Consider the following 24,569-nt stretch of genomic DNA (forward strand, 5'->3'; position numbering starts at 1 on the left):
ACGCCGCGAAGAACATTTTGGCTAAAGGATTAGCACTAAATTAACCAAATAGTCCGTCTGGCCCTCCGGTGTCCGACAGCACTAAGACGCTAAAGCGTCAAGTCCGTCTGGCAACCTGCGGACTCTAAAGGCTTTGGTAATTAGCAGGTAAGACCCGCTTGCGGGCAATCGCTGTATCTAAGCAAATTGTAGTCGCGTCGCCGTTGGGTGATGCGCTTACAAGCCTCTGACTTTAGTCAGGGGTGGTTGACACGTGATGCCAGTGTTATATTTGTTCGCCTCGGCTTTGGCAGCTGCTTCTGCGAGTGACTTTGATGAGGCAGCTGCTGCTTGGCTACTGGCTTTGGCACTATTCTTGCTTGCAGCAGCCGCAATTGAACTAGCAGATTCTGAAGCAGCCTTGGCTGCGCTTTGCGGATCTGGCTTCACATTCACCATTGCGGTTTTGTACCGACCGGAGTGAGTAATGCGCACTGTCACGACGGCAGGCTTATCTTTGGCTTTGATCCAAACAGGGATGGTATCCGTCGAATCAGATTGATAAGTTTGCTTGTTATTTTGCTTAGAAGCATCGGTTACTGTTAATTTGTCACCTTTTTTCGTTGGGATTTCGAGTTTTGCCAGGTTCCCTCAATTGTAATCTGCTGTTAGCATTTTTGCGTTAAAGCTCAGCTTTCCGGCATACACAGCCGATTTTGGTGCACTGCTTTGCTGTGCTGCAACCCGGCTTTCTTCGGCGGCATCTTCTGCTTTTTGTTCTGTGTCGACCTGTCGTCCGCCAATCAGGATGGAAGCGGCAAAAATCGCAACTCCTGCAACGATAGTGATGATCCAAGGCTTCTTTTTTCGCTGCTTGAAAAATGCGTAGCCAATTCCACCCAGTGCGACCACAAAAATTAACACCCCAATAATAAACAGAAACTCAATAAAACCCCACATAAAATGCTCCCCCAATGGTATGATATATTTGCTTATAGTGATCACTACGCGTCCACACCGTCATCAGCGGTGATGGACGTTTTTTCTTTTTACTACGCCGAACTCATTACTTGCTTAAGCTGATCGATCAAGGCGCATATGTAAACTTTTTTGAAAGCACTTGCATAACTTCATTATGGCCTAGTTTAGACTGTGGTCTACAACTATTGATAAAGTCGAGTTTAAAGCGACCTCTTATGAACATTGCGTTTTCCAAACCGTGTCAACTATTAAAGACATTGAGACCTTTAAAACCCGAAGCACGCAACTTCCCCCTGATTTTCCATCCCGAGGGTGCTAAACTTAAAGTTAGGACAGACGAAAAGTCCGCCGCGAAAGGGGAAAATTGATGGCACAACCAGTGTATGATCATTATTTTTTCGATGAATCGGCGTATAACACACATGATGGCGGCTATGTGCCGCTGGTAGTCGCCAAAGCGCCAGCGACGCCGCTGAAGATCCCGGCGCTATGTCAACCAGATCAAGAAACTGCCACGGATGCTTGGTACACGCTCGAAGCGCAAAAAGGCGAAAGTCAGCTGCTGCCAGGCGCTAAAACCCAAACTTGGGGCTATAATGCGCCGCTATTAGGCCAAACGCTGGCATTTCCCGTGGGTAAGCATATCCATGTGACGCTGAAAAACGCCTTAGACGAGCTGACGACGTTTCATTGGCATGGGTTGACGGTTTCTGGGCCGTATGTGGATGGCGGCTGTCATGCACCGGTGTATCCAGGGGAAAGCAAGCACATCGATTTTACGCTGGATCAACCAGCCGCAACGACTTGGCTGCATGCGCATCCTTGTCCGTCTACGGCTGAGCAGGTGTGGCACGGGTTGGCGGCGATGGTGATCGTGCATGACCAACACGAGGCCAGCTTGCCGCTGCCGCATACCTATGGGGTGGATGATATTCCGCTGATCTTGCAAGATCGCCGCTTCCATGCGGATAACCAATGGGATTATCATGCCGATTATGATCCAGATGGCGTCCAAGGGCCGACTGCCATGATCAATGGCACCATCAATCCGGTGTTTGCGGTCACGACGCAAAAGCTGCGCTTGCGCCTACTGGATGGCGCCAATCGCCGCGAGTGGCGGCTGCATTTTTCTGATGATCTGGCATTTACCCAGATCGCCGGAGATTCCAGCTTGCTGCCCAAACCCGTGCGCATGACGCGGCTGATGCTGACTTGTGCCGAGCGCGCTGAGATCGTGGTCGATTTTAAAAATTACCATGCCGGCGATACGGTGACGCTGTTTTCTGACGACGTGCCGCTGGTGCAATTTCAGATCCACGACTACACCCCAGACACCACGGTCTTGCCTGATCAGCTGTTGGCGATCCAGGCGCCAGTCGTCAAACCAGACACGCCGGTACGCAAGATCGTGATGTCTGGCATGGATGAAACAGTCGCCATCGATGGCAAGAAGTTCAACATGCAGCGCATCGATGCCACGCAGGCAGTGGGGTTGGCGCAGTATTGGGACGTGACCAATACCAACGACATGGCCAATGGGATGGTCCATCCGTTCCATGTGCATGGAACCGAATTCCTGGTGATCTCCCGCAACGGACAGGCACCTTATCCCAATGAACACGGCTATAAAGATACTGTCGGCGTCAATCCTGGCGAAACCGTGCGCTTGCTGGTGCGGTTTGACTTGCCCGGGGTCTACATGTATCACTGCCACATTATCGAACACGAAGACGGCGGCATGATGGCGCAGATCCAGACTTATGAGCCCGGCAAGCCGCTGCCGACTTACCACTTAATGGACATGACGACATTGACGAATGCATTCGCCAAAGAACGCGGCGTGGATCCTAAGACCATGTGGATGCCGGGAATGGATTCCTATATGAAAATGGGGATGAAGATGTAATGGGCGCCAGTCAGGTGGCGTCAAGTGGTGATGCCGTGCCACCAAACAAGTCCAGCGACACAAACGCAGAAGAAGGCTATTTATGAAAATCGAAGAAGGCTACATGCCGTTTCGCGGCTACAAAACCTATTATCGCATCGTGGGCGACAAGACGCCGGGCAAAGCGCCGCTGTTGCTGATCCACGGTGGGCCAGGGTCGTCGCACAATTATTTTGAGTTAATGGATGATTATGCCCAAACCGGCCGGCAGCTGATCATGTATGATCAAATCGGTTGCGGCAAGTCGTCCTTGCCCGTCGATGAAAGCGTGTATGTGCGCGAAACTTGGCGCGCTGAGCTGGTGGCGTTGCGGCAGTATTTGCACTTAGATCAAGTCCACATGCTGGGCCAATCTTGGGGCGGAATGTTGGAAATGTACTATCTGACTACCTTAGACCCAACTGGGATCAAATCGGTGATGATCGACGGGTCACCGTCGTCGATCAAATTGTGGATCCAAGAACAGCATCGCTTGATCAGCTACCTCAGCTACGAAGACCGTGAAGCCATCGCTAAAGCTGAGCGCACCGGTGACTTCACTGATCCTAAGTACCTGGCAGCCAATGACCGGTATATGGAACGCTATTGCTGGGATGATCCAGACGAGCATTCCCCAGAGCCGCTGCGCCGAGCGACCAATGGCAAGCGGGCGAGTTTGATCGCCGAAGGGCCCAATGAATTCACGGAAAATGGCACGATTTCCGATTTTGAAGTGACCGCCGACTTGCACAAGATCCATGTGCCGGTGTTGGTCACCAACGGTACCGACGATCTGTGCACGCCGTTGATCGCCAAAACCGTTTACGATCACATTCCTAACGCCCAGTGGCATTTGTTTGCCAACAGCCGGCATTTGGCACTATTAGATCAGCGTGATGAATTTATTCGCGTTCTCGATCAGTGGCTCAATGCCCATGATTGACGGGAAAAACGATTGTCTTAGCGGGCAATCGTTTTTTGGTGAACATACTTACGCAAACCAAGCCCGGTTGCCGCAAATTCGGCTATCCCACTACTGGTATGCGATGCACCGCCGCCTACGGTCAGCACGCAGCGGGCGGATCAGCCGCTGCCAGCAAAATCTTGTGAAATGTTGGACTTGCTGAAACATTGTGAAATTTTATAAACTAAAAACGCCCGTCTGCCAACACGCGCAAGCAAACTTTCACAATCGCGGCGATCAGTGCTATAGTAGACCCATGATGGAAACTGAAAGAGAAAAAATGACTGCCGGAAAACCCTATAAGCAATTCGACGCGGAATTGATCGCGCGCCGGAAGCTGGTGCGGCAGCAATTGTTGCAGATCAATCAGTTGGCCGAAAACGAAGCCCGCAATGGTCAGCTTAAGACCTTGTTGGCGGATGTGGGAGATGATTTCTTCGCCGAAACTGGAATCGAGTTTGATTACGGGTTCAACATTCACATCGGCGAGCACTTCTACGCCAATTATCATTTGACGCTGCTGGATACTTGTCCGATCACGATCGGAGAACATTGTTACATTGGCCCAGATGTCGGCTTTTATACGCCAGTGCATCCGCTAGCCGCCCGCAAGCGTGATGCGGATGTCGAATTAGGCAAGCCGATCACCATTGGCAACAGCATCTGGATCGGCGGGCATGTCACGATCTTGCCAGGGGTGACCTTGGGTGATCGCGTCGTGGTCGGGGCCGGTTCCGTGGTGACCAAGTCCTTCCCGGATGATGTGGTGATTGCTGGCAACCCAGCGCGCGTCATTCGTCAACTGGACGCCGATGGGGATGTGATCCACGCCCAATAGTTTCAAGATCAAGTCTTTTTAGGCTTGGTGATCATAAAAAAGGCAAAGCATCTGGTTATTATCAGATGAGTACGGTGACAACTTGTGACCGCAGGCACTACCGACGGCGTCTATGACCCGTTGCCTGGCAGGGCCTTTTTTACGATAATGGTCGACGGGAACTAGGAGCACTTTTATTTTAAACAGACAAAATATCAATAAGCGGCTATTTATCCCAACAGTGGCATTATTCGTGATCGTATCGATGGGATTGTTGCTTGGCGGCACGCAGTTGAAAACCTTATTAAGTGCGATGATGGCAGGGATCACCACGCGCTTTAGCTGGTTGTACTTAGGGATCTATATCATCAACTTCGTGTTCTTCTTATATATTGCCTTCAGTCATTTTGGCCGCATCAAGTTAGGCGACGCTGATGACAAGCCGGCTTACAGCAACTTCCAATGGGGCAGCATGGTGTTTGCCACCGCGATCGATGCCAGCATCTTGATGTTGAGCATGGTCGATCCCCTGCGGTATGTCCAACACCCGCTATTCGGGGCCAAGGCGATGTCGGCGCAAAATTATCAAAACGCGCACATGCTCGGTCAATTTGACTGGGGGCCGATGGCGTGGATGATGTTCGCATCAGCTGCGGTGATCATTGGGTATATGATGTTCAACAAACACGTGCATGTCTTAGCGTTAAGCGACGCTATGCCGATGCTGCAAGGACCAAGCCGCACCAAACGCAGCTTGCGCTTAGTGGTGAACTTCTTGGTGGTGTTTGGCATCATGGGCGGCATTGGGTCGTCTGTGGGCATGGAGATCCCGGTATTAGCTAAGATCATTGCCCAATTGACCGGGGTCAGTGATACCATCTGGCTGAAGCTGGCGATGTTTATCGTGTTGCTGGTGTTGTTTGCGCTCACCATGGTGCAAGGGTTAAAAGGCGGCATCGACCGCCTCAGCTCGGCACATATCTGGACGGCGATCGGCTTTTTGGCAATCGTCTTGTTCGTCGGTCCCACTGGCGAATTGATCCGTTCTGAAATCCACAGCTTAGGCTTGTTAGTGACGCATTTTGCCGCGATGAGTACCGGATTGACCACGGCCATGGGCCATGGCGCTGATCCAGTGAAGTCGGAAACGGTCTTTTATTGGGGCTGGTGGCTGACTTATATGCCATTTATGGGCTTATTCATTGCCCGCATCTCCAAAGGCCGCACGATCCGTCAGGTGATCTTTGGGATGCTTGGGTTTGGGGCGTTAGGCTGCATGAGTTTTTATGCGATCTTAGGCGGGTATTCGCTGTCGCTGCAACAAAGCGGCGCCGTGGACTTGATCCATACGCTGAATACCCAAGGCCAAGCAGCCGCGATCGCCCAAGTGTTAGCGACCTTGCCTTTTAAATACATCATGTTGGTGGTGTATGGGGTATCTTGTTTCATCTTCTTGGCGACAACGGTTTCGTCTTCGGCGTATATCGTTTCTGCCTTTACTTCCAGCCACTTACGGCCGACGCAGCAGCCAAGCGTCGTCAACCGCATGGTGTGGATGGGGATCTTCATGTTATTTGCCTTCGGGATCGTGTTTGTCGGCGGCTTCCAAACCGTCCAAGCGATTTGCTCGGTGGCAGGGTTCCCATTGATCTTTGTCTCGGCCTTGTTGATCATTTCGACTTGGCAAGTCTTAGTCAAAGATCGCAGTGTCGTCGAAAAGCCAGCACCGGTGGTGGCCAAGCGCAAACGCCAGGTCCCAACCGTGTTGCCAGTGGTGCATGATTCCTTACATGATTAAATGCACTTAACCAGCCTCTTGGCCTGATTCGTCAGGTCCGAGGCTGGTTTTTTTGTTGGCATCGCCACCACGCACTTAAGGGGTTATACCCGCAGATTACTGGGACGAGCGGTGACCCGACAGCTGGCGGCGCTTGCCGTCAAGTCAGGGGTGCGCTATGCTGTGAAGGCGCCATCAATATGATATCGAAAGGAATCCTGCCATTATGTCGATCATTCGCTCCCTTACCGGTGCGGTCAAAACCGCCAGCTTGACCCACCCGTTCACCACTGCCAAACATACCGTTAACACCATGCAAAGTGTGTATGTCACTATCACCTTAGCCGATGGCCACATCGGGCATGGCGCGGCGACGCCTAATGAAGTCGTGACCGGCGACACTTTGACCACGTGCTTGGCGGTAGTCAATGATGTTCTGGCACCGGCTTTGCAAGGCGCCGATTTGGATGACTTTAATACCGTGATCGCCCAAGTGCACGCGGCGATCACCGGCAACACCCCAGCTAAAGCCGCCGTGGAAATCGCGTTATATGACTTGCGCGCTCAATTATTGGGGGTGCCTTTGACCGGCTTGTTAGGGGCGCGCGTGCAGCCAGTCGAAACGGATTACACCTTAGGTATCGCTGACACCAACACCATGATCCAAGCGGCTCAAGCGCATGTGGCCGCGGGGTTTAAGGCGTTGAAGATCAAGTTAGGGACGCTGCCGCTGGAGGCTGATCTGGCACGGATCCAAGCGATTGCTGCGGCAGTGGGGCCGGCGATCCGCTTGCGGCTGGATGCCAATCAAGCTTGGTCGGCCAAAGCGGCACTGAACGCCGTGGCGGCTTTCAGCCAGGCCGATCTGCCCATCGACTTCATCGAACAGCCAGTGGCCGCAGCCGATCTCACCGGGCTGGCTGCCGTGACCAAAGCCAGCAAGCTGCCGATCATGGCCGATGAAAGCGTCCATACCTTCCGCGACGCCCAAGCACTGATCCAAGCGCAGGCATGTGATCTGGTCAATATCAAATTGATGAAAACCGCCGGCTTAAGCGAAGCCTTGAAGATCAATGCGCTGTGTGAGGCCAATGGCATTGCTTGCATGGTCGGGTGCATGATCGAATCGCAAGTCAGCTTGGCTGCGGCAGCGGCGCTGGTGGCAAGCCAAGCCAATATCAAATTTGTGGATCTGGATGCGGTGTTTATGAGCAACGAAGACTTGGCGGTGCCGTATTTGACTTTAGACCATGACCAGATCCTGCTCAATCAAGCACCGGGGCTGTAAGCTTGTGATGGAGACGCTTACAAATTTAGGTTGACCGGGTCGTTTTCCTAATGCTAGTATAATTATCGAACGTTTTGTTATAATCTCTTTCATATTTTTCTCAAGATTATTCGATAATGGAGGATTGACCCGTGAGTAAAGATACGGATAAGGCTTTCTTTGGCCAGCCGCGCGGATTGGCCACGCTGTTTTTTACTGAAATGTGGGAACGGCTCAGCTATTACGGGATGCGTGCCATCCTGTTATTTTACATGTATTATGCGGTGACCAAAGGCGGGTTGGGCTTTGATCAGCCAACTGCCGCATCGATCATGTCGATATATGGGTCGATGGTGTACATGGCCGGCGTGGTGGGCGGCTGGTTGTCTGATCGCATCTGGGGCAGCCGCTTGACGGTGTTCATCGGCGGGGTCTTGATCATGTGCGGGCACATCGTGTTGGCGATGCCGTTTGGCGCCACAGCGCTGTTTGTGTCCATCGCGTTGATCGTGTCCGGGACCGGCTTGTTGAAGCCGAATGTGTCGGAAATGGTCGGCGGCTTGTATGCGGATACTGACCGCCGGCGTGACGCCGGGTTCAGCTTGTTTGTCTTTGGGATCCAAGTCGGCGCGGCCGTGGCGCCGATCGCCGTGCCGATGGTGGCGGACTTCTTTGGCCATAATGGCAATATGAACTTCCATGCCGGGTTTTCTTTGGCGGCGATCGGGATGTTCTTCGGCTTGTTGCAATATGCATTAGACGGCAAGAAATACCTCAGTGCCGACTCCTTATCACCGCGGGATCCCATTGCGCCGCAAGATGCCAAAAAAGTCACGCTTGGGGCGACTAGCATCATTGCCGCTTTGGCAGTGGTGTTGGTGATCATGGCTGTCAGCGGCAATTTGAATATTACCAATGTGATCTTGTTGATCACCATCATCGCTGTGATCTTGCCGATCGTGTACTTCGTGATGATGCTGACCAGCAAGAAAGTGACCAAAGTCGAGCGCGCGCATGTGCTGGCTTATATCCCGCTGTTTTTGGCGGCGGTGATCTTTTGGGCGATCGAAGAGTCCGGATCGGTGATCTTGGCGATGTTTGCCGAACAGCGCACGATCTTGCATGTCGGCGGCTGGCACTTCCAAGCGTCGAACTACCAGACCCTCAACCCGTTGTTTATGATGATCTTCACGCCGTTTTTCGTGCGGCTGTGGAGCAATTGGAAAAAACAGCCCAGCGAAGCCGGCAAGTTTGCCAGCGGGTTAGTGTTTGCCGGCGTCTCCTATCTCTTTATGACCTTGCCAGGCTTGCTGTATGGCACGGCAGGCAAGGTCAGCCCTTGGTGGTTGGTCGGCTCATGGTTTTTCGTTGAGATCGGGGAAATGTTAGTCTCGCCGATCGGCTTGTCGATCACGACCAAACTGGCGCCAAAAGCCTTTTCCGGGCAAATGATGAGTATGTGGTTTTTGGCCAATTCGACTGGCCAAGCGATCAACTCGCAAATCGTGAAGTTCTACACCCCAGGCACTGAAGTCGCGTATTTCGCGGCAGTCGGGGTGGTCAGTTTAGTCTTAGGCTTCGTCTTGTTCCTCTTCGTCAAGCCGATCACGCGCTTGACCAAAGTCAGCCTCACCTAATCAAAAAGCCGCTGCTTCAGGGAAGACCTGGGGCAGCGGTTTTTTTCAGCTGATCAGCTTGCTGGCGGCGCATTGAAATAGCCCGCTGCTTGCATTTTCACCAAAACTTCCATCAATAATGCTTGGCTGAACTCGCGCGTCAAGGCGAATTGATAGGCGGCTTGCAAGCGGGTATCCGCATCCGGATTTTGCGCTTGCCAATCCTCTAAGCGTTGTGTCAGCAGGGTTTCGGTATAGTCGGCACTGGCTAAGGTGTCGGCAGCATCGGCGATCAAGGCACGTAAATTAGGCGCAGTTTTCATGAAGATTCCTCCGATCCTTGTGAATAGCTTTCATCATGAGCTCACATACGCTATCATATAGGGATGGAAAAGACTTGGCAACAGTGGTGCCAAAGTCGTCCCACCACCGCCTTGGCGCAGGCCTTGCTCGGCGCACGCCTTGACGTCGGGGCAGCTGGCGGCTTGATCGTGGAAGTCGAAGCGTATCTCGGCGCCAAAGATCAAGCGGCGCATACCTATCAAAACCGCCGCACTAAGCGCAACGAAGCGCTTTGGCAAGCCCCTGGGACGATTTACGTGTACCAAATGCGACAATATTGTTTATTAAATTTCAACGTGCAAGCGCAAGGCGTGCCTGAATGTCTCTTGATCCGCGCGCTGCAGCCAGCATCTGGCAGTGCTTTGATGGCTGCCCGCCGCCACCGCACTGGCATCGCACTCGCCAATGGTCCCGGCAAGCTGACGCAAGCGTTGGCGATCACTAAAGCCGATGATCAAACCACCTTAGACGCCGGGCGCATCCGCTTGACGCTAGGGGTGCGCCGCCCGCAGCAAGTGGCGGTTGGGCCGCGGATCGGCGTTCCTCACAAAGGTGCTTGGACCAATGCGCCATTGCGGTTTTGGGTGGCGCATAACCCTTATGTTTCTCAATGTTTTCGGCGTGCAGCAGACCTGCACCAGGAAGGATGGCAATGATGACGCTACCTAATATGCTCGATTATATCGGCGATAAAATGGACGCCTTAGATTTTGATGGCGACTTGGAGCTCAACTGGGACAAACAAGCCCATGTGATCGAAGTGGAGCTGACCATGTATGTCGACGCCGCAGAAGGTTATGAAGTTGAAGACCAAGACGGCCAAGACGTGTCTGCCGGCAATGAAGTGGATTATGCCGATGCGATCTTGTTTTATGACCGCACCCGGGTCAAAGGCGAAGATTACCGCGACAACTACTTGGCGATCTTTGGCTTCAGCGGCAAAAAAGGCATCGAACAAGCCCAAGTCGACGCGTTATTCACCTACATGCAAGACTTGTTAGACGATGGACAAAGCGATTTGTTTGACTTTGTTGATGGCACTAGCGATGCCGAGACCTTTGAGTTGACGTTTGATCAAGCCAAATACGACGCCGCTTATGCCGCGCAGCCTAACGCGACCAAGCAGACGTTTTTAGCATATCCGAAGTTTTAACCCAAGGAGGGCCATCATGGACGACTGGATCGCATTGACGATCGATACCAGTACTGAAGCAGTCGAAGCAGTCGCCAACTTCTTATTAGAAGCGGGCGCAGAAGGGGTGCAAATCGACGATAGTGCCGATTACGCCCATGAGGTGATCACTGCCACCGGCGAATGGCTGGATCCCAACACGATCCCGCATCGCCAAGCAGGCGCCGCCGTCAGCGGGTATTTTGCCCCGCAAACCCACCTTGAGGAATTGCGCCAGAACTTGGCGGCCAAAGTCGCGCAACTCGCCAGCTTTGGCTTAGATCCAGGTGCTGGCACCATCACTGTGGCGGATATCGCCACCAAGAATTGGGCCAACGAATGGAAAAAATACTACCATCCGCTGCGCTTGACGCGGTTTTTGACGGTGGTGCCTGATTGGTCCGACTATCAACCGGCGCAATCCGGGGAGTTGATCATCCGCTTGGATCCCGAAATGGCCTTTGGTACCGGGTCGCATCCGACCACGGCGCTAATGGTCCAGCTTTTGGAAACCTATATTCGCGGCGGTGAACAGATGATCGACGTCGGCACCGGCAGCGGCATCTTAGCGATCGCCGCGCGCATGCTGGGCGCGGCTCAAGTCTTAGCCACGGATGTCGATGACATCGCCGTGGCAAACGCCGAAGCCAACTTGGCCTTAAATCCCGTTGATCACATTACCGTCGTGGCCAACGACTTGCTCAATGGCATCGACACGCAAGCCGACATTGTTTGTGCCAATATCTTGGCGGAAGTCTTATTGCCGCTGATCCCGCAAGTGCCTAGCGTTTTGGCGCCAGGCGGGGTATGCTTGTTGGCGGGGATTTACGAAGACAAAGCTGACGCGATCAAAGCGGCACTGGCGGCGGTGAACTTGACTGTGGTAGAAGAACGCCGCAGCGGGGATTGGGTGGCGTTAGCCGCCAAGGTGGTGGCACCATGATGCGCTTTTTCACCCAGCAGCCTCTGACGCTAGGCGCCAGAGTTACGTTAGAGCCAGCGCTGCAAAAACACGCCATCAAGGTGCTGCGCTTGGCAGAAGGGGCACAGTTTGAACTGGCGGATGACCGCCAACACGCGTTTGTGGCCACCATTCAAACCACTGCGCCGCTAGTGGTGTCGGTGGATACACCGATCACACGAGTGGTGGAATTACCTGTGTGCACCCGCTTGATCTGCGGCGTGCCTAAAGGCGATAAAGCCGACTGGATCGTGCAAAAAGCCACCGAGCTTGGCGCCAGTCAGATCACGTTTTTCAATAGCCAATGGGCCACAGCCAAGTGGAAAGCTGAGCGCGTCGCCAAAAAGCTCACCCGCTTGCAAGCGATCGCCCAAGGCGCAGCAGAACAAAGCCATCGCGACCGCATTCCCACGGTCAGCTTTGCGCGGTTGGCGGACTTGACCTTGGAGGAGGGGCAAGTCGGCTTGATCGCGTATGAAGAAGCGGCCAAAGCAGGCGAAGCGGCGACGCTGGTGCAAACCATCGCCAAACAGCCGCAGGCGTTGGCATGTGTGTTTGGTCCAGAAGGTGGGATCAGCCCGGAAGAAGTCACTGCGTTGACCGCGCGCGGCTTCATACCGGCGGGGTTAGGGCCGCGCATCATGCGCACTGAAACCGCACCACTATATTTACTCAGCGCCATTAGCGCGCTGACGGAATTACAGGAGATCTGAAGTTTATGCAAAAATTGCGCACCTGGTCAAAATCAAACGCCGGGATCATTGTTTATGTCAATATTATCCTCACCTTCATCATGCCTTGGTTATTCAAGCTCATCGGCGCCAGCGTCGCCATGCGCGTGGGCTTGTTGTTTTTTGTGATCGACGGCTTATGGTCGTTATGGATCGGCCATCTCATGCGCAAAGCCCATTTACCATGGTGGTATAGTCTATTACTCCCGCTATTATTCGGCATCATGGTCTTTTTGCGCTTTGCCAAGTATAACTACTGGTTCTTGCCGATCTACTGGCTGCTGACTATGTTGAGCTGGATCAAAAAATAGAGCGTGAACCGCGGCGCATTTAGGGGACGGGCTAACCAGGCATGGCGGCAGTCGGCGCAGCCGGCTGATGACGTGACTGATTAGAACGCTCCCCGTTGCCGGGGTGAGCGCGTTTAGCAGAGACTAATTGGGCGTTATAAGGGTGTCTTAGCATCCGCTCGCCTAAACGCGTTCTTGCCCACTGCAGGGGTGCGGGTAAGTCATCTCGACGGTGGGAGGCTGCGCCTCCCGCCGCCAAGCTGACTTACCCAACCCCTGCACCCGTGGGCAATCACGCTCTGTACTCTGGTTGCTGCTTTACAAAATTGGTATAATGATCCTACCGGCACGTTTTGACGTGCCTTTTGTCTATCGGGGCGGCGGCATTTTAGCCGTCTGGCAGGCGTGCATTGGCCAAATGTGCGCCTGTGGTCTTCCGTGATCGCTGCTGCTGTGCGCCGGTGATCGCGGCTAAGGAGGAATTCCAATGGCAGAAGAACAAGAGTTAACGCAAGCGCAAGTCATGGACATGTGCCGCGAGTACATGAATGATGAGCACCTCGCCTTTGTGAAGAAGGCTTATGATTTTGCGGCATATGTCCACAAGGAACAATTCCGCAAATCAGGGGAACCGTATATCATCCATCCCGTGCAAGTGGCCGGGATCTTAGCAGAGTTGAAAATGGACCCGGTGACCGTCGCGTCTGGGTATTTGCATGATGTCGTCGAAGACACCAACATTACCTTAGGCGACATCCAAGAAGTGTTTGGCAAAGAAACGGCGGTGATCGTCGATGGCTTGACCAAGCTGAGCAAGGTCACGTATGTGGCGCATAAAGACGAACTGGCTGAAAATCACCGGAAAATGCTCCTGGCCATGGCCAAGGACATGCGGGTCATTTTGGTCAAACTCGCCGATCGCTTGCACAACATGCGCACCTTGATGCACCTGCGTCCGGATAAACAGCGCCGCATCGCCAATGAAACTTTGGAGATCTATGCGCCATTAGCGGATCGCTTAGGGATCAGTACCATCAAGTGGGAACTCGAAGACCTCAGCTTGCGCTACCTTAACCCGCAACAATACTACCGCATCGCGCAGTTGATGAAATCTAAGCGCACCGAACGAGAAGCGTATATCGCCGGGGCGATCAAGGAGATCAACGCGGCGTTAGCAGATCTCAACATGAAATATGAGATCTACGGCCGCCCGAAGCACATCTATTCGATTTACAAAAAAATGCGCGACAAGCACAAGCAATTCGATGAACTCTATGATCTGCTGGCAGTGCGGGTGATCACCGAAACCATCAAGGACTGTTATGCCGTGCTTGGCGCCATTCACACGAAATGGAAGCCGATGCCTGGCCGCTTCAAGGATTATATCGCCATGCCTAAGGCGAACATGTATCAATCCTTGCACACCACCGTGATCGGGCCGAAAGGCAAGCCGCTGGAAGTGCAGATCCGGACGCAAGAAATGCACCATGTGGCTGAATATGGGGTCGCGGCGCACTGGGCGTATAAAGAAGGCCAGACCCAAGAAGTCCAATACGACAAGTCAGGGAAGAAACTTGACATGTTCCGTGAGATCTTGGAACTGCAAGACGAAACCGATGACGCCAATGACTTCATGGAAAGCGTCAAAGGCGACATTTTCACCGATCGTGTCTATGTGTTCACCCCGAAAGGCGACGTCTACGAGCTGCCAAAAGGCTCTGGGCCGCTGGATTTTGCCTATTTGATCCACACCGACGTCGGCAATAAAACCGTCGGCGCCAAAGTCAACGGCAAGATCGTCCCGCTGAACTACCAGCTCAAAAACGGCGACATTGTCGAAGTCTTGACCTCCACCGGCTCCAAGCCCAGCCGAGATTGGGTCAACTTGGTGTTCACTTCGCGGGCGCGCAACAAGATCCGCCGGTATTTCAAGCAAGAAGACAAAGAAGAAAATGCCGTCAAAGGCCGCGACATGCTGGAACATCAGCTGCTTGAAAACGGCTATGCGCCAAAAGATTTCTTTGCGCCAAAACCCGCGATGGCTGAGCTGCTCAAGCGCTTGAACTTCACCCAAGAGTCGGAATTGATGAGTGCCATTGGCTATGGCGAATACACGCCGAAGATCATCGCCAACCGCCTCACGGAAAAAGTCCGCCGCGAAAAAGAAAAAGCCGACCAAGCCGCCAAAGAAAAGGCGATCTTAGAAGCCCATCAAAAAGTGACCACCATGGCCCGCGACAACAAACAAGCCGCCAAGCCAGTGTCGCGCACTCAAGAAGGCATCGTCATCGAAGGTGTCGACAACTTGCTGGTGCACTTGGCCAAGTGCTGCAACCCGGTACCTGGCGATCCCATCGTCGGCTACGTCACCAAAGGCCGCGGCGTCACCATCCACCGCACCGACTGCCCGAATGTGGCCGCCGATTCCGAAATGGCCGGCCGCTTGATCGAAGTCGGCTGGCAAAACCTCAACGATCAAAGTCAGCTCTTTGACACTGATCTTGAGATCTACGGCTACAACCGCTCCGGCTTGCTCAACGACGTCTTACAAAGCCTCAACGCCCAAACCAAAAACCTCAACAACGTCGTCGGCCGCGTCGACCACGACAAAATGGCCGACATCCACGTCACCGTAGGCATCCGCAACCTCGCACACCTGGATCGCTTAATGGATGCGGTGAAAAATATCCCGGATATTTACGAAGTCAAACGGACACAAGGATAGCCAGAGCGGAGCAAGCCGGTTTTAGCAATGTGGCTAAGGCGGCCTGGGTGCGTCGCGGCACGCGGCGTGACCGGGACGACTTAGCCGCAATTGCGTTGGCTTGCGCAGCTCGACGAAAAAACCCCAGAGCGGAGCACCGCGGTTATGGGTGACGGGCTAACAGGGCTTGGTGGTGGGTGGCGCAGCCACACGCTGCCGAGACCGGTTAGAACGCTCACCCATGCGGGGCGCAACTCGACGAAAAACCCAGAGCGGAGTGGTGCGCATTTAGGCATGTGCATAAGGCGGGTTGGGTGCGTGATGGCAACGCCATCGCGTGCACGAGACGACTTATGCGCAATGCCATTGCACCACGCAGCTCGACGACAACCCAGAGCAAAGCACCGCGCATTTAGGGGAGTGACTAAGGCTGCGTGACGCGGTTCGGCGAAGCCGGATCGTGACGCGAAAACTTAGACGCCTCCCCGTTGCGGGGCGCAGCTCGACGATGAACCAGAGCGGAGTGGTGCGCGTTTAGGCATGTGCATAAGGCGGGTTGGGTGCGTGGTGGCAACGCCATCGCGTGCACGAGACGACTTATGCGCAATGCCGTTGCACCACGTAGCTCGACGAAGAAACCCCCGCGGTTATGGGTGACGGGCTATCAGAGCTTGGTGATGGGTGGCACAGCCACACGCTGCAAAGACCAGTTAGAACGCTTGCCCAGCCGCTACATAACCTGATCAGGAGGCAATTATGCGAGCAGTGATCCAGCGCGTCGCTTCGGCGGCTGTGCGTATTGATGGCGTCGTGCACGGCGAGATCCAACAAGGCTTCATGGTCTTGTTAGGCGTCGGACCGCATGATGACCAAACCGACATCGATTATTTGGTCCACAAGCTCAGTCATTTGCGCGTTTTCAGCGATGAGGCGGGCAAGATGAACTTAGACATCACCCAGATCAACGGCGCAGTGCTGTCGATCTCACAATTCACACTGTATGCCAACACCAAAAAAGGCAACCGGCCCAGCTTCAATCTTGGCGCTGATCCCACTACCGGGGCAAAACTGTATGACCAATTCAATCAGGCTTTAGCCGCTACCGGGATCCCGGTAGCCACTGGTGTTTTCGGCGCTGATATGCAAGTCAGCCTGGTCAATGACGGCCCGGTGACGATAATCATAGACACGGAGGAATAGCAACTTTTGATCGTTAACGCAATTTGGGACCTCGATGGGACCCTGTATGACACTTATCCTGGCATTTTGAAGGCCCTGTATGACACCGTCTCTGCAATTGGCATCACCATTAGCAAAGACGACTTATATAAAACCATCAAACACGGTTCCGTCACCGAAACCGCGATCGGCTATGCGCGACAACTTGGGCTTGATGAACAAGCGGTGTTAAAAGAATACCATCGCCGCGAAGCCTTAGAAGTGATGAAAGCCACGCCCTATCCAGAGACTGCCGCGATCCTCAAAGCAGTCAAAGCCGCTGGCGGCAACAACTTGTTGATGACGCATCGCGACGACAAGGCTTGGACTTTGCTGGCGCGCAATGGCTTAGACGACTTGTTTTTAGGCGGGGTCACGGCTGATCTGCACCTGGCGCGCAAGCCCAAACCAGATGCTGTGTTGTACTTACTGGACCGTTTCCAGTTGAATCCTGAACGCACCGCGATGATCGGCGATCGCCAACTCGACGTGATCGCCGGCCAAGCGGCAGGGGTGCAAGGGGTGTATTTCAATATCGATGGGCTCAATGATGCGCCGATGGCAGATATTCAAATCGACCACTTGCATGAACTCGCACCATATTTAGGGCCTAAAACCGTCACAGCCAAATAACTATTAAGCGCGTTTTCCGTGAAGGAGCGCGCTTTTTGTATGCACACGGTTTCCTGAGACGTGTCAAGATTGAGTCACGCCCACTACGGTGACGCGAGCATTGGTATAGATGTGGTGTTAGGCGGCGAGTTCCGCCAGCCGGATCACTGGCCCACGCCAAAATGGCCCCAGCAGCTGACACCGACGGAAGATCTCGGCGATTTATTTGATACCACGCGGCAAGCCCGCGGGCTGACCGTCGATTCGCTGTGTGCGCAAGTCGGCTTATCGCGGTCGACTTGGAGCCGCATGCACCGCGAAGTGGAAGCCACTAAGTTAGATGTGATCGGCGCGGTGATGTCGACGCTGCGTTTAAACTTCACCGATGTGCAGCATTTGTGGCTTGGCGGCCATAGCCAAGTCAGCCAGTGGTTCTTAGAATTACAACAACTCGCAGCGGCCGGCGATGATGTCCAAGCGCAAGTGAGTGCCTTTTCCGCTCGGCTGGCTGCAGTGTCAGCGCCTGCGCCGATCGAGCCGATCAAGTTATTGCAAGATTCTGCGCAATTGATCGCCGGCGAGTCGCAGGCAGAAGCCCAAATCGACTTGGCGGTGCAGCGCTTGTGGCAGCATCTCAATGAAGAAGGGGAATGGACCCAGTTTGACTATCAGGTGATGATCCCACTGATCGAATATTTGGATTATGCCAAGGTGCGCTTGGTGATGGCGCGTTATTTGCGCGGCAGCGACGATCTCAGCCGCCGCTTGCCGCCGGAAACCACCGATCTGCTGGGAGTCGAGCTGTTGTTAGGCGCGGTGCGCTCACAGTCTTTGACCAATGTCGATGATGCCATGAAGGTCTTAGTCACCTTGCGTCACAAGCGCCACGGCTTGAACTTCGTCATCGGCGAGTGTTTCTCCCGCTTGATCCAAGCCTTGCAACAAGGCGACTTGCCAGCCGCCAAGGCCGATTATCACCGGACGCGTCAAGCCTTGTTGTATTTTGCCCCAGGGCAGCAAGGCCGGGATCTGATCGCAATGCTGGATTGGTTATGGGATTACTTGCGCTAGGATGTCTGGACTTGACAGCCGGATTGTGGCAAGGTGGAAGGTAACGTTGATCGGATCTGCTGATCGGCAAAAAGGAGTCGTTGTGTCTATGTATTATTTTCTCAATAATTTCGTCCCGAATTTGTGCTCAGGCATTGAGCACGCCGAATTCAAGCGGTTGGCCTTGTTTAAAGCGCATCATGTGCCGGCTAAAATCGTCACCGCCGCATATACGCGCGATGCGGCTGATAACTTGGCGCGCTATCACATCGATGTGCAAGACTATGTCAACTTATACGACTACTTTTGTGACAATGTGGGTTTGCCGCAAGAACCATTGACTGTCGACGACTTGATTTTGCCATCAGGCGTGAATGTGGTCACCGATGGCGATGTCACCAAGGTGCTTGTGGGCCAGTGGACGTGTGAGGTCATTCATTCTAAAGCCGGCCGCATCGATTATAGCGAACACTTCGATGGCGACGGGCAATTGGTGCGCCGCGACTACTATGATACCCGCGGCTTTTTAGGGTTCAGTCAGTATTTTGCCACCACCGATGATGCACAGACTGGCCACTTAGCTTTAGAGACATTTTAAAGCAGCACCGGGCGCATCGGCGTGGAGATCACGTATCGCAAGCGTGCCAATGGGGTGGTTGCCTCCAGTTATCGCCTGCAGCTCAGCGACGGGCGGCAGTGGCATTTGTTGAACCAAGAACAAGCGTATACCGTGTTCTTAGATTGTCTCAACCGCGACGATGGCGAAGGCGGCACTTTCATCTCCGATCGCAGCAATCACACCAATCGGCCGATGTTGAACATGACCACTAAGGCGCGCAAGCTGGAGCATTTTCACAATATCCACTTCGCCGATTATCATGACCCGATGCACTCGCCGCTGACTTATCCGTCGATCGCCGAATCAGATAACTTAAGCCGCACAGACATGGTGATCACGCCTACCCGCGCCCAAGCACAAGACATGGCCCAGCGCTTGCGCACCCAAGTGCCGATCGTGGCGATCCCAGTCGGCAGCGTCACCCCGGCGCAACTGGCGCAGCCGCATATTCCTATGGATCAGCGCCAGCGCGGCCAGATCTTGATCGTGGCGCGGATGTATTATGAAAAACACCTCGATGACGCCTTATGGGCCTTCAAGCGCGCCCATGACCAGCTGCCATGGCTGACGCTGACCATCTACGGGTATGGCGACGGCACCACGGACCATCGCGATGAGAAATTGCTCCACAAGATCGTGGACGAACAACACCTCAATGACTGCGTGACCTTCGCCGGCTACACCAATGATATCGGCAAGGTTTATGATCAGTCGCAGCTGTTATTATTATCCAGCCGCTATGAAGGCTTCGTCTTGGCGATCTTAGAAGCCGCCAGTCATGGCGTGCCGACGGTGTCTTATGATACCCACTATGGCCCAGCGGAATTGATCCAGCCCGGCCAGTCTGGCGAGTTATTGCCTTATGGGGATGTCAATGGGCTAGGGGATGCGATCATCAAGACCTTCTCAACCCAAGGCCGCTTAACGGCATTAAGTGCCGGGGCGTATGCCCGTGCGGCAGATTTCTCACAAGAGCGCGTCTGGGCACGCTGGCAAGAAACCGTGATCGCACCGGCAGGAAAATAAGGCTGCGCGCTAACTGACCAGAGCCAATCAGCGCCGCACTCACCCCCACGAACTTTAGCCTTTGGTTAAGTTGGTGGGGGGCTGCATAGCGGCTCCATGCGCCAGCTCACTAAATGCCATTCGAAAATGCAAATTATGTTGTCACCTGCTGCTGCCAAAAAGCCATTACCATCGTCATGCTCCCACAAAAAGGGGATGTCCCCCAAAACAGCAGTCAAACCAGGGCCCATCGTCAAGTGCCAACAACAACCTCAGTTCACCAAGCTGCAGCCGCCTATGCTGCAGCTTTTTTGTTTGGCTTGAGCCGCGACGCTCACTTTTTAATGTAACCGTTTCATATCTGAGACATTTACCCAAGAAGATCCTGCCGCCGCCTATGCTGACAGTGTGGTGCAGTCCAACACCGTAATCAACAATAACCAAAAAAGTTTCGTTTTTGAGCAGTTTGCCACAGTGAGCGCCGCAGCGGGATTATTCTAGAACCATGCAAGACAAGAAAGGAGACATCCGCATGGAGAATCAATCAGCGCCGACGGTCACCCGGCAAAATCGCGTGACCGTGCGCTATGTCGATGAACAAGGCAAACGCCTCAATGAGGATCTCAGCTTGTTCGGTGCGGTTGGCAGTCCTTATCACGTCAACGTCCCATTGTTTTCTAGATATTGGCTGACTGACGCTAACGCTCCGATCTCAGGTGCGATCCCCGCAGGCAAGCGCCTGTTGATCACCCTCACATATACCAAACTAGGCCAGGTGAAGCTGGTGCAAGACGGCGCGGTCACCCAGACCATCACCTTACAAGCGCGCCCAGAAGATCCCAGCCGCATCCAAGCGCTGCAGCTGCCGCCGCTTGACGCCGGTCAGCATTACTACACCAAAAGCGCCCACCACTATCATGTGGTGTTAGATCCGGCCAGCTTCATTCCCACGGAGCCTGAAGACGATGTGGTGTTCGAAGTGTTGACCCCAGAAGTCGCCGATGCCCGCTCACAAGCCGCAGAAGAAGCCGCCAAAGCCCAGGCTCAAGCCTTAGACGAAGCAAGCCAACCAAAGGCGGAGATTTCAGCAGCCTTAGCGGCCACAGACGACACCAAGGCGCCGTCCGATGAGCCTACCGCAGCCCCGGAAAAGCTCGAAGCGCAGCCGGCGGCTAAAGCGCAACCTGCGGCCAGCGAATTATGGCCGATCTTACAACTGTTGGCTAAGGTCTTACAGCAACAAGCGCAGATCCTCGCTGCCGATGGCGACACCATCAAGCTCACCGCCCAACAGCGGCACACCTTGATCCGCCACATGCGCGACTTTCTCACCGCGATCACAATCTTGAACCCAGCACGGCAAATGTCGAACTTTCTGCTCAAAGCAAAATCCCACCGCCAAGGCATTCTTGGCCAAACTGATCAAAAGCGAGACCTTTGGCAGACAGACACAAAAAAAGGCGACCAAGACATCATCGTCTGGTCGCGTATTGTCAAGCGGCACAAAAAAAGCCGGTCAGCTTAGCTGGCCAGCTGCTTTAATGCGTCAGGACGAAAGCCGGAGAAGGCTTGTAGGCCATCAGCTTCAAGGACAGGAACGGCTTGGAAGCCTTTGCCCTTTAGGTAGTCGATGAATTCTGGTTCTTCGTTGATGTTGTGTTCCGTGAACTGGATACCGTGTTGTTGCAGGAAGTGCTTGGTCATGCGGCACTGCGGGCAGCCATTACGGGTGAATAATGTGACATTGCTCATTTCGATCGCCTCTTTGTTATCTGATGAATTCAGTATACCCAATCTAGTGGGCCCTGTCAAACTAAAACACCACATCTAGTATGACCAAATTTGGCGTCTAGATATGGTGTAGTTGCTATTATACCCCCACAAGGGCCGATTACAAGTCACTTTTCATAAAATTGGTGATAACAGCCGCGAGAAGCGCTGCTTGAAATGCAGCCAATGGCTTTGTTCGGCGATCATCTTTGGCGTCAAGCGCAGGCTCTCGACCAAGTCATGTTCAAAGGCGACGGTCAATTGGTGGGCGACAGTGGGGTCATAAATGAAGGCATTGGCTTCAAAATTCAGCTTGAAGCTGCGAATGTCCAAGTTGGCACTGCCGACGCTGGCCAAGCGGTCATCGACCACCATGGTTTTGGCATGCAGGAAGCCTTTTTGATAATGGTAGATCTTCACGCCAACGGCTGTGAGTTGCGCCGCATAATATTGCGTGGCGCGGAAGATGAAGGGGTGATCAGGCATGTTGGGGATCATCACCCGCACGTCGATGCCTGCCAAAGCGGCGGTCATCAAGGCATCATAGACGGTTTCATCGGGGATCAAGTAAGGGGTTTGGATCCAGACGGTTTTCGTGGCGCTGGTGATCAGCTTGACATAGCCGGCTTTGATCTGCTGGCCGCTGCTTTCAGGGCCTGAAGCCACGATCTGCATGGCGTTTTGACTCGTCGGCTGGTCGACTGCCAAAGGGCGGTTAGGGTATGGTAATTGGCCTTGGCTGACAGTCGCGTTCCAATCAGAGGTGAATTGGATCTTCAACGCCATCACGGTATTGCCCATCACCCGCAAGTGCGTGTCGCGCCAAAACCCAAACTTCTTCGCCCGCGACACATATTGGTCGCCGACATTGAAGCCGCCGATATAGCCGATCGCATCATCAATGATCACCAGCTTGCGGTGCAGGCGATAGTTCAAGCGAAAATCCAAAAACAAGTGCTTGGAGCTGAAATACGTCTCCGCTTGCCCGCCGGCAACGACTAATGGGCGCCACCAGCGCGCCGAAGCGCCCATCGACCCCCAAGCATCATATAAGACGCGCACGCGCACACCAGCTTGGGCTTTTTGGATCAATAAGTCGCGCAGCTGGTTGCCAAGCGCATCATTATAGATGGTATAGTACTCGACATAAATATAATCCGTCGCTTTGGCGATGTCTTCAAACAAGGCGGCAAACTTCTTGGGCCCGTCATAATACAGCTGCACCGACTTGTTCGTCAGCACTGGCGCGCGCGCCGTATTCAAGAATAAGTTGATCAATTCTTGGGCCGCTGGCGTTAAGTCCGCAGTCGGCAGCAAGCGGCCATGGGCGTTGGCGCGCTTTTGCAGCTGCACGAACGCGGCGCTACCTTTGGCTACCGCCGCTTGGATCAAGCGCATCTTCTTAGCCGACAGCCGCCGTCCAGCGAAGAGATAGATCAAAAACCCCAACCCCGGCAAAAACAGCAGCACCAACAGCCACGCCCAGGTGGTACTGATGTCGCGCACCGAGCGCAAGACGGTGAAGATCGCGCCTAAGGTGTTGATCACTAAAAGGCTGATTAACAGCCAGGTGACGATAGACATAAGCCACTCCTTAAAATTTTACACAAAATTTTTAACATTTTTACTTTACTTACTTATAGTTAGCTGGTACAATGAATTCCATACTTATAACAAAGGTGGGAACCGATTTGAACACAGATGTATTGAACGTATTGAAACAACGCCGCTCGATCTACGCACTCGGTAAGGAGGTCAAGCAGTCTCCAGACGAGATCGCCAAGACCGTCGCCGACGTGATCGAAGAGACCCCAACGGCGTTTAACTCCCAAACCACGCGCGCCGTGTTCTTATTCGGTGACAAGCATGATCAGCTTTGGGACATCGTCGTGAAGCGCTTGAAGTCTGAAGTGCCGACAGCAGAAGCCTATGCCAAGACGCAAGAGAAGATCAACAGCTTCAAAGCCGGCTTTGGGACCATCTTGTACTTTACCGATACGGCTGTGGTCAAGCAACTCGAAAAAGATTTCACGCTTTATGCCGATAACTTCGCCACCTGGGCAGAACAAGCTCAAGGTTCAGCGCAGCTCAACACTTGGACGACTTTGGCCAACAACAACATCGGCGCGTCATTACAACATTATAACCCGCTGATCGATGAATTGGTGGCAGAAGCCTTTGATATCCCGGCTAACTGGACTTTGCGGGCCCAAATGCCATTTGGTTCGATCGAAGCGCCTGCCGGCAGCAAGGACTATATGGACCGCGCTGACCGCTTCAAGCTGCTCAAGTAATTGCTTTTGGCCTTTGCGCCTTGACCCATGATGGGGCAGGGACGCAAAGGCTTTTTTTATGGCTTAGACTGGTTTTCAGCGTCGCGCAAGCCTTGTTGCGCCAGTTGATGGGCGCCGTGGTTGCGGCGTTCTGGTATCCATTGCCACAAAACGCTGCCTTGGGCATCCACGGCTTGCAGCAGCGGCGTTAACTCGGCGTCATAATGCTTGGCGTAGCGCTTTTGTAAGGCGTCGATCACGAGTTTGGAATCACTGTAGTAGCTGATCATCCCCGTCAACCCCAGTTGTTTGAGCGCTTGAAAACCAGCCAGCGCGGCGGCAAATTCCGCTTGGTGATTGGACATTGATGCCAGCGGATAGTGCAGCTGGTGTTGGCCATTGGCGGTGACAATCAAGATGCCGATGCCGCCGATGCCGGGGTTGCCTTTTGTGGCTGCGTCTGTATATAGTTGAATCATAATTTTTTCTCCTGAGGAA

25 protein-coding genes are annotated in these 24,569 nt (G+C 53.6%); 20 read left to right on the forward strand and 5 right to left on the reverse strand.

Annotated features, from left to right (window positions below; all coding sequences use genetic code 11):
- The first annotated feature begins 253 nt into the window (after nt 1-253).
- The gene (locus EKM91_RS08330; RefSeq protein ID WP_125752620.1) at nt 254-463 is read left to right on the forward strand and encodes a hypothetical protein; all 210 of its coding nucleotides are present in this window, start codon (nt 254-256) and stop codon (nt 461-463) included.
- A 167-nt stretch (nt 464-630) separates the two neighbouring features.
- On the opposite strand, the gene EKM91_RS08335 is transcribed toward EKM91_RS08330, so the two are convergent.
- Nucleotides 631-939, reverse strand: coding sequence for a cytochrome c oxidase subunit II (locus tag EKM91_RS08335; protein ID WP_125752623.1), 309 nt, complete (start codon nt 937-939; stop codon nt 631-633).
- A gap of 388 nt (nt 940-1,327) precedes the next feature.
- Here EKM91_RS08335 and EKM91_RS08340 point away from each other — a divergent pair, with 388 nt between their 5' ends.
- The 6 genes from EKM91_RS08340 to EKM91_RS08365 all read left to right on the forward strand — a co-directional run bounded on the left by EKM91_RS08340 (nt 1,328) and on the right by EKM91_RS08365 (nt 9,346).
- Nucleotides 1,328-2,866: a multicopper oxidase family protein gene (locus EKM91_RS08340; protein ID WP_125752625.1), complete on the forward strand. Its 1,539-nt coding sequence runs from the start codon at nt 1,328-1,330 to the stop codon at nt 2,864-2,866.
- Nucleotides 2,867-2,948: 82 nt separating this feature from the next.
- The gene (gene pepI / locus EKM91_RS08345; RefSeq protein WP_125752628.1) at nt 2,949-3,827 is read left to right on the forward strand and encodes a proline iminopeptidase; all 879 of its coding nucleotides are present in this window, start codon (nt 2,949-2,951) and stop codon (nt 3,825-3,827) included.
- A gap of 277 nt (nt 3,828-4,104) precedes the next feature.
- Nucleotides 4,105-4,686: a sugar O-acetyltransferase gene (locus EKM91_RS08350; protein ID WP_125752631.1), complete on the forward strand. Its 582-nt coding sequence runs from the start codon at nt 4,105-4,107 to the stop codon at nt 4,684-4,686.
- A gap of 211 nt (nt 4,687-4,897) precedes the next feature.
- Complete coding sequence (locus EKM91_RS08355; RefSeq protein WP_125752634.1) at nt 4,898-6,463, forward strand: BCCT family transporter; 1,566 nt, start codon at nt 4,898-4,900, stop codon at nt 6,461-6,463.
- Between the two features lie 205 nt (nt 6,464-6,668).
- Complete coding sequence (locus EKM91_RS08360) at nt 6,669-7,730, forward strand: dipeptide epimerase (protein WP_125752637.1); 1,062 nt, start codon at nt 6,669-6,671, stop codon at nt 7,728-7,730.
- Between the two features lie 131 nt (nt 7,731-7,861).
- Nucleotides 7,862-9,346 carry a peptide MFS transporter gene (locus tag EKM91_RS08365; RefSeq protein ID WP_125752640.1) on the forward strand — a complete coding sequence of 495 codons (1,485 nt, stop codon included), beginning with the start codon at nt 7,862-7,864 and terminating at the stop codon, nt 9,344-9,346.
- A 53-nt stretch (nt 9,347-9,399) separates the two neighbouring features.
- On the opposite strand, the gene EKM91_RS08370 is transcribed toward EKM91_RS08365, so the two are convergent.
- Nucleotides 9,400-9,648: a hypothetical protein gene (locus EKM91_RS08370; protein WP_125752642.1), complete on the reverse strand. Its 249-nt coding sequence runs from the start codon at nt 9,646-9,648 to the stop codon at nt 9,400-9,402.
- A gap of 63 nt (nt 9,649-9,711) precedes the next feature.
- Between EKM91_RS08370 and EKM91_RS08375 the strand changes: the two genes are divergently transcribed.
- The 12 genes from EKM91_RS08375 (at nt 9,712) to EKM91_RS08430 (ending at nt 21,553) form a co-directional block, all read left to right on the forward strand.
- The gene (locus EKM91_RS08375; protein WP_125752645.1) at nt 9,712-10,323 is read left to right on the forward strand and encodes a DNA-3-methyladenine glycosylase; all 612 of its coding nucleotides are present in this window, start codon (nt 9,712-9,714) and stop codon (nt 10,321-10,323) included.
- A complete protein-coding gene (locus EKM91_RS08380) occupies nt 10,323-10,820 on the forward strand; it encodes a DUF3013 family protein (protein ID WP_125752733.1) in 498 nt (165 codons plus the stop codon). Before EKM91_RS08375 ends, EKM91_RS08380 begins: the two co-directional genes overlap by 1 nt.
- 16 nt (nt 10,821-10,836) lie before the next feature.
- Nucleotides 10,837-11,781 carry a 50S ribosomal protein L11 methyltransferase gene (gene prmA / locus EKM91_RS08385; protein ID WP_125752648.1) on the forward strand — a complete coding sequence of 315 codons (945 nt, stop codon included), beginning with the start codon at nt 10,837-10,839 and terminating at the stop codon, nt 11,779-11,781.
- Complete coding sequence (locus tag EKM91_RS08390) at nt 11,778-12,512, forward strand: RsmE family RNA methyltransferase (RefSeq protein ID WP_125752652.1); 735 nt, start codon at nt 11,778-11,780, stop codon at nt 12,510-12,512. Before prmA ends, EKM91_RS08390 begins: the two co-directional genes overlap by 4 nt.
- A 5-nt stretch (nt 12,513-12,517) precedes the next feature.
- A complete protein-coding gene (locus EKM91_RS08395) occupies nt 12,518-12,841 on the forward strand; it encodes a hypothetical protein (RefSeq protein WP_125752655.1) in 324 nt (107 codons plus the stop codon).
- 466 nt (nt 12,842-13,307) lie between these two features.
- Complete coding sequence (locus EKM91_RS08400; RefSeq protein WP_125752658.1) at nt 13,308-15,545, forward strand: RelA/SpoT family protein; 2,238 nt, start codon at nt 13,308-13,310, stop codon at nt 15,543-15,545.
- A 735-nt stretch (nt 15,546-16,280) separates the two neighbouring features.
- A complete protein-coding gene (dtd, locus tag EKM91_RS08405) occupies nt 16,281-16,724 on the forward strand; it encodes a D-aminoacyl-tRNA deacylase (protein ID WP_125752661.1) in 444 nt (147 codons plus the stop codon).
- A 6-nt stretch (nt 16,725-16,730) separates the two neighbouring features.
- Entirely contained in the window at nt 16,731-17,375 is a 645-nt protein-coding gene (locus EKM91_RS08410) for an HAD-IA family hydrolase (RefSeq protein ID WP_125752664.1), read from the forward strand.
- A 60-nt stretch (nt 17,376-17,435) separates the two neighbouring features.
- Entirely contained in the window at nt 17,436-18,425 is a 990-nt protein-coding gene (locus EKM91_RS08415) for a helix-turn-helix domain-containing protein (RefSeq protein WP_164508510.1), read from the forward strand.
- A gap of 88 nt (nt 18,426-18,513) precedes the next feature.
- Nucleotides 18,514-19,002: a hypothetical protein gene (locus EKM91_RS08420; RefSeq protein ID WP_125752670.1), complete on the forward strand. Its 489-nt coding sequence runs from the start codon at nt 18,514-18,516 to the stop codon at nt 19,000-19,002.
- Nucleotides 19,003-19,023: 21 nt separating this feature from the next.
- Nucleotides 19,024-20,049, forward strand: coding sequence for a glycosyltransferase (locus tag EKM91_RS08425; RefSeq protein ID WP_125752673.1), 1,026 nt, complete (start codon nt 19,024-19,026; stop codon nt 20,047-20,049).
- A gap of 511 nt (nt 20,050-20,560) precedes the next feature.
- A complete protein-coding gene (locus EKM91_RS08430; protein WP_164508511.1) occupies nt 20,561-21,553 on the forward strand; it encodes a MucBP domain-containing protein in 993 nt (330 codons plus the stop codon).
- Here the strand turns inward: EKM91_RS08430 and nrdH are convergent.
- Nucleotides 21,550-21,780, reverse strand: coding sequence for a glutaredoxin-like protein NrdH (gene nrdH, locus EKM91_RS08435; RefSeq protein WP_125752679.1), 231 nt, complete (start codon nt 21,778-21,780; stop codon nt 21,550-21,552). The two genes, EKM91_RS08430 and nrdH, sit on opposite strands and share 4 nt — an antisense overlap.
- A gap of 153 nt (nt 21,781-21,933) precedes the next feature.
- Nucleotides 21,934-23,382, reverse strand: a complete 1,449-nt coding sequence (cls, locus tag EKM91_RS08440) for a cardiolipin synthase (RefSeq protein WP_125752681.1) — start codon at nt 23,380-23,382, stop codon at nt 21,934-21,936.
- A 107-nt stretch (nt 23,383-23,489) separates the two neighbouring features.
- Between cls and EKM91_RS08445 the strand changes: the two genes are divergently transcribed.
- Entirely contained in the window at nt 23,490-24,092 is a 603-nt protein-coding gene (locus EKM91_RS08445; protein ID WP_125752684.1) for a nitroreductase family protein, read from the forward strand.
- 56 nt (nt 24,093-24,148) lie between these two features.
- Here EKM91_RS08445 and EKM91_RS08450 read toward each other — a convergent pair whose 3' ends face one another.
- Nucleotides 24,149-24,550, reverse strand: coding sequence for a ribonuclease HI family protein (locus EKM91_RS08450; protein ID WP_125752687.1), 402 nt, complete (start codon nt 24,548-24,550; stop codon nt 24,149-24,151).
- Nucleotides 24,551-24,569: the final 19 nt, after the last annotated feature.

Source organism: Lacticaseibacillus baoqingensis (genome assembly GCF_003946165.1).
Classification (GTDB): Bacteria; Bacillota; Bacilli; order Lactobacillales; family Lactobacillaceae; genus Lacticaseibacillus; species Lacticaseibacillus baoqingensis.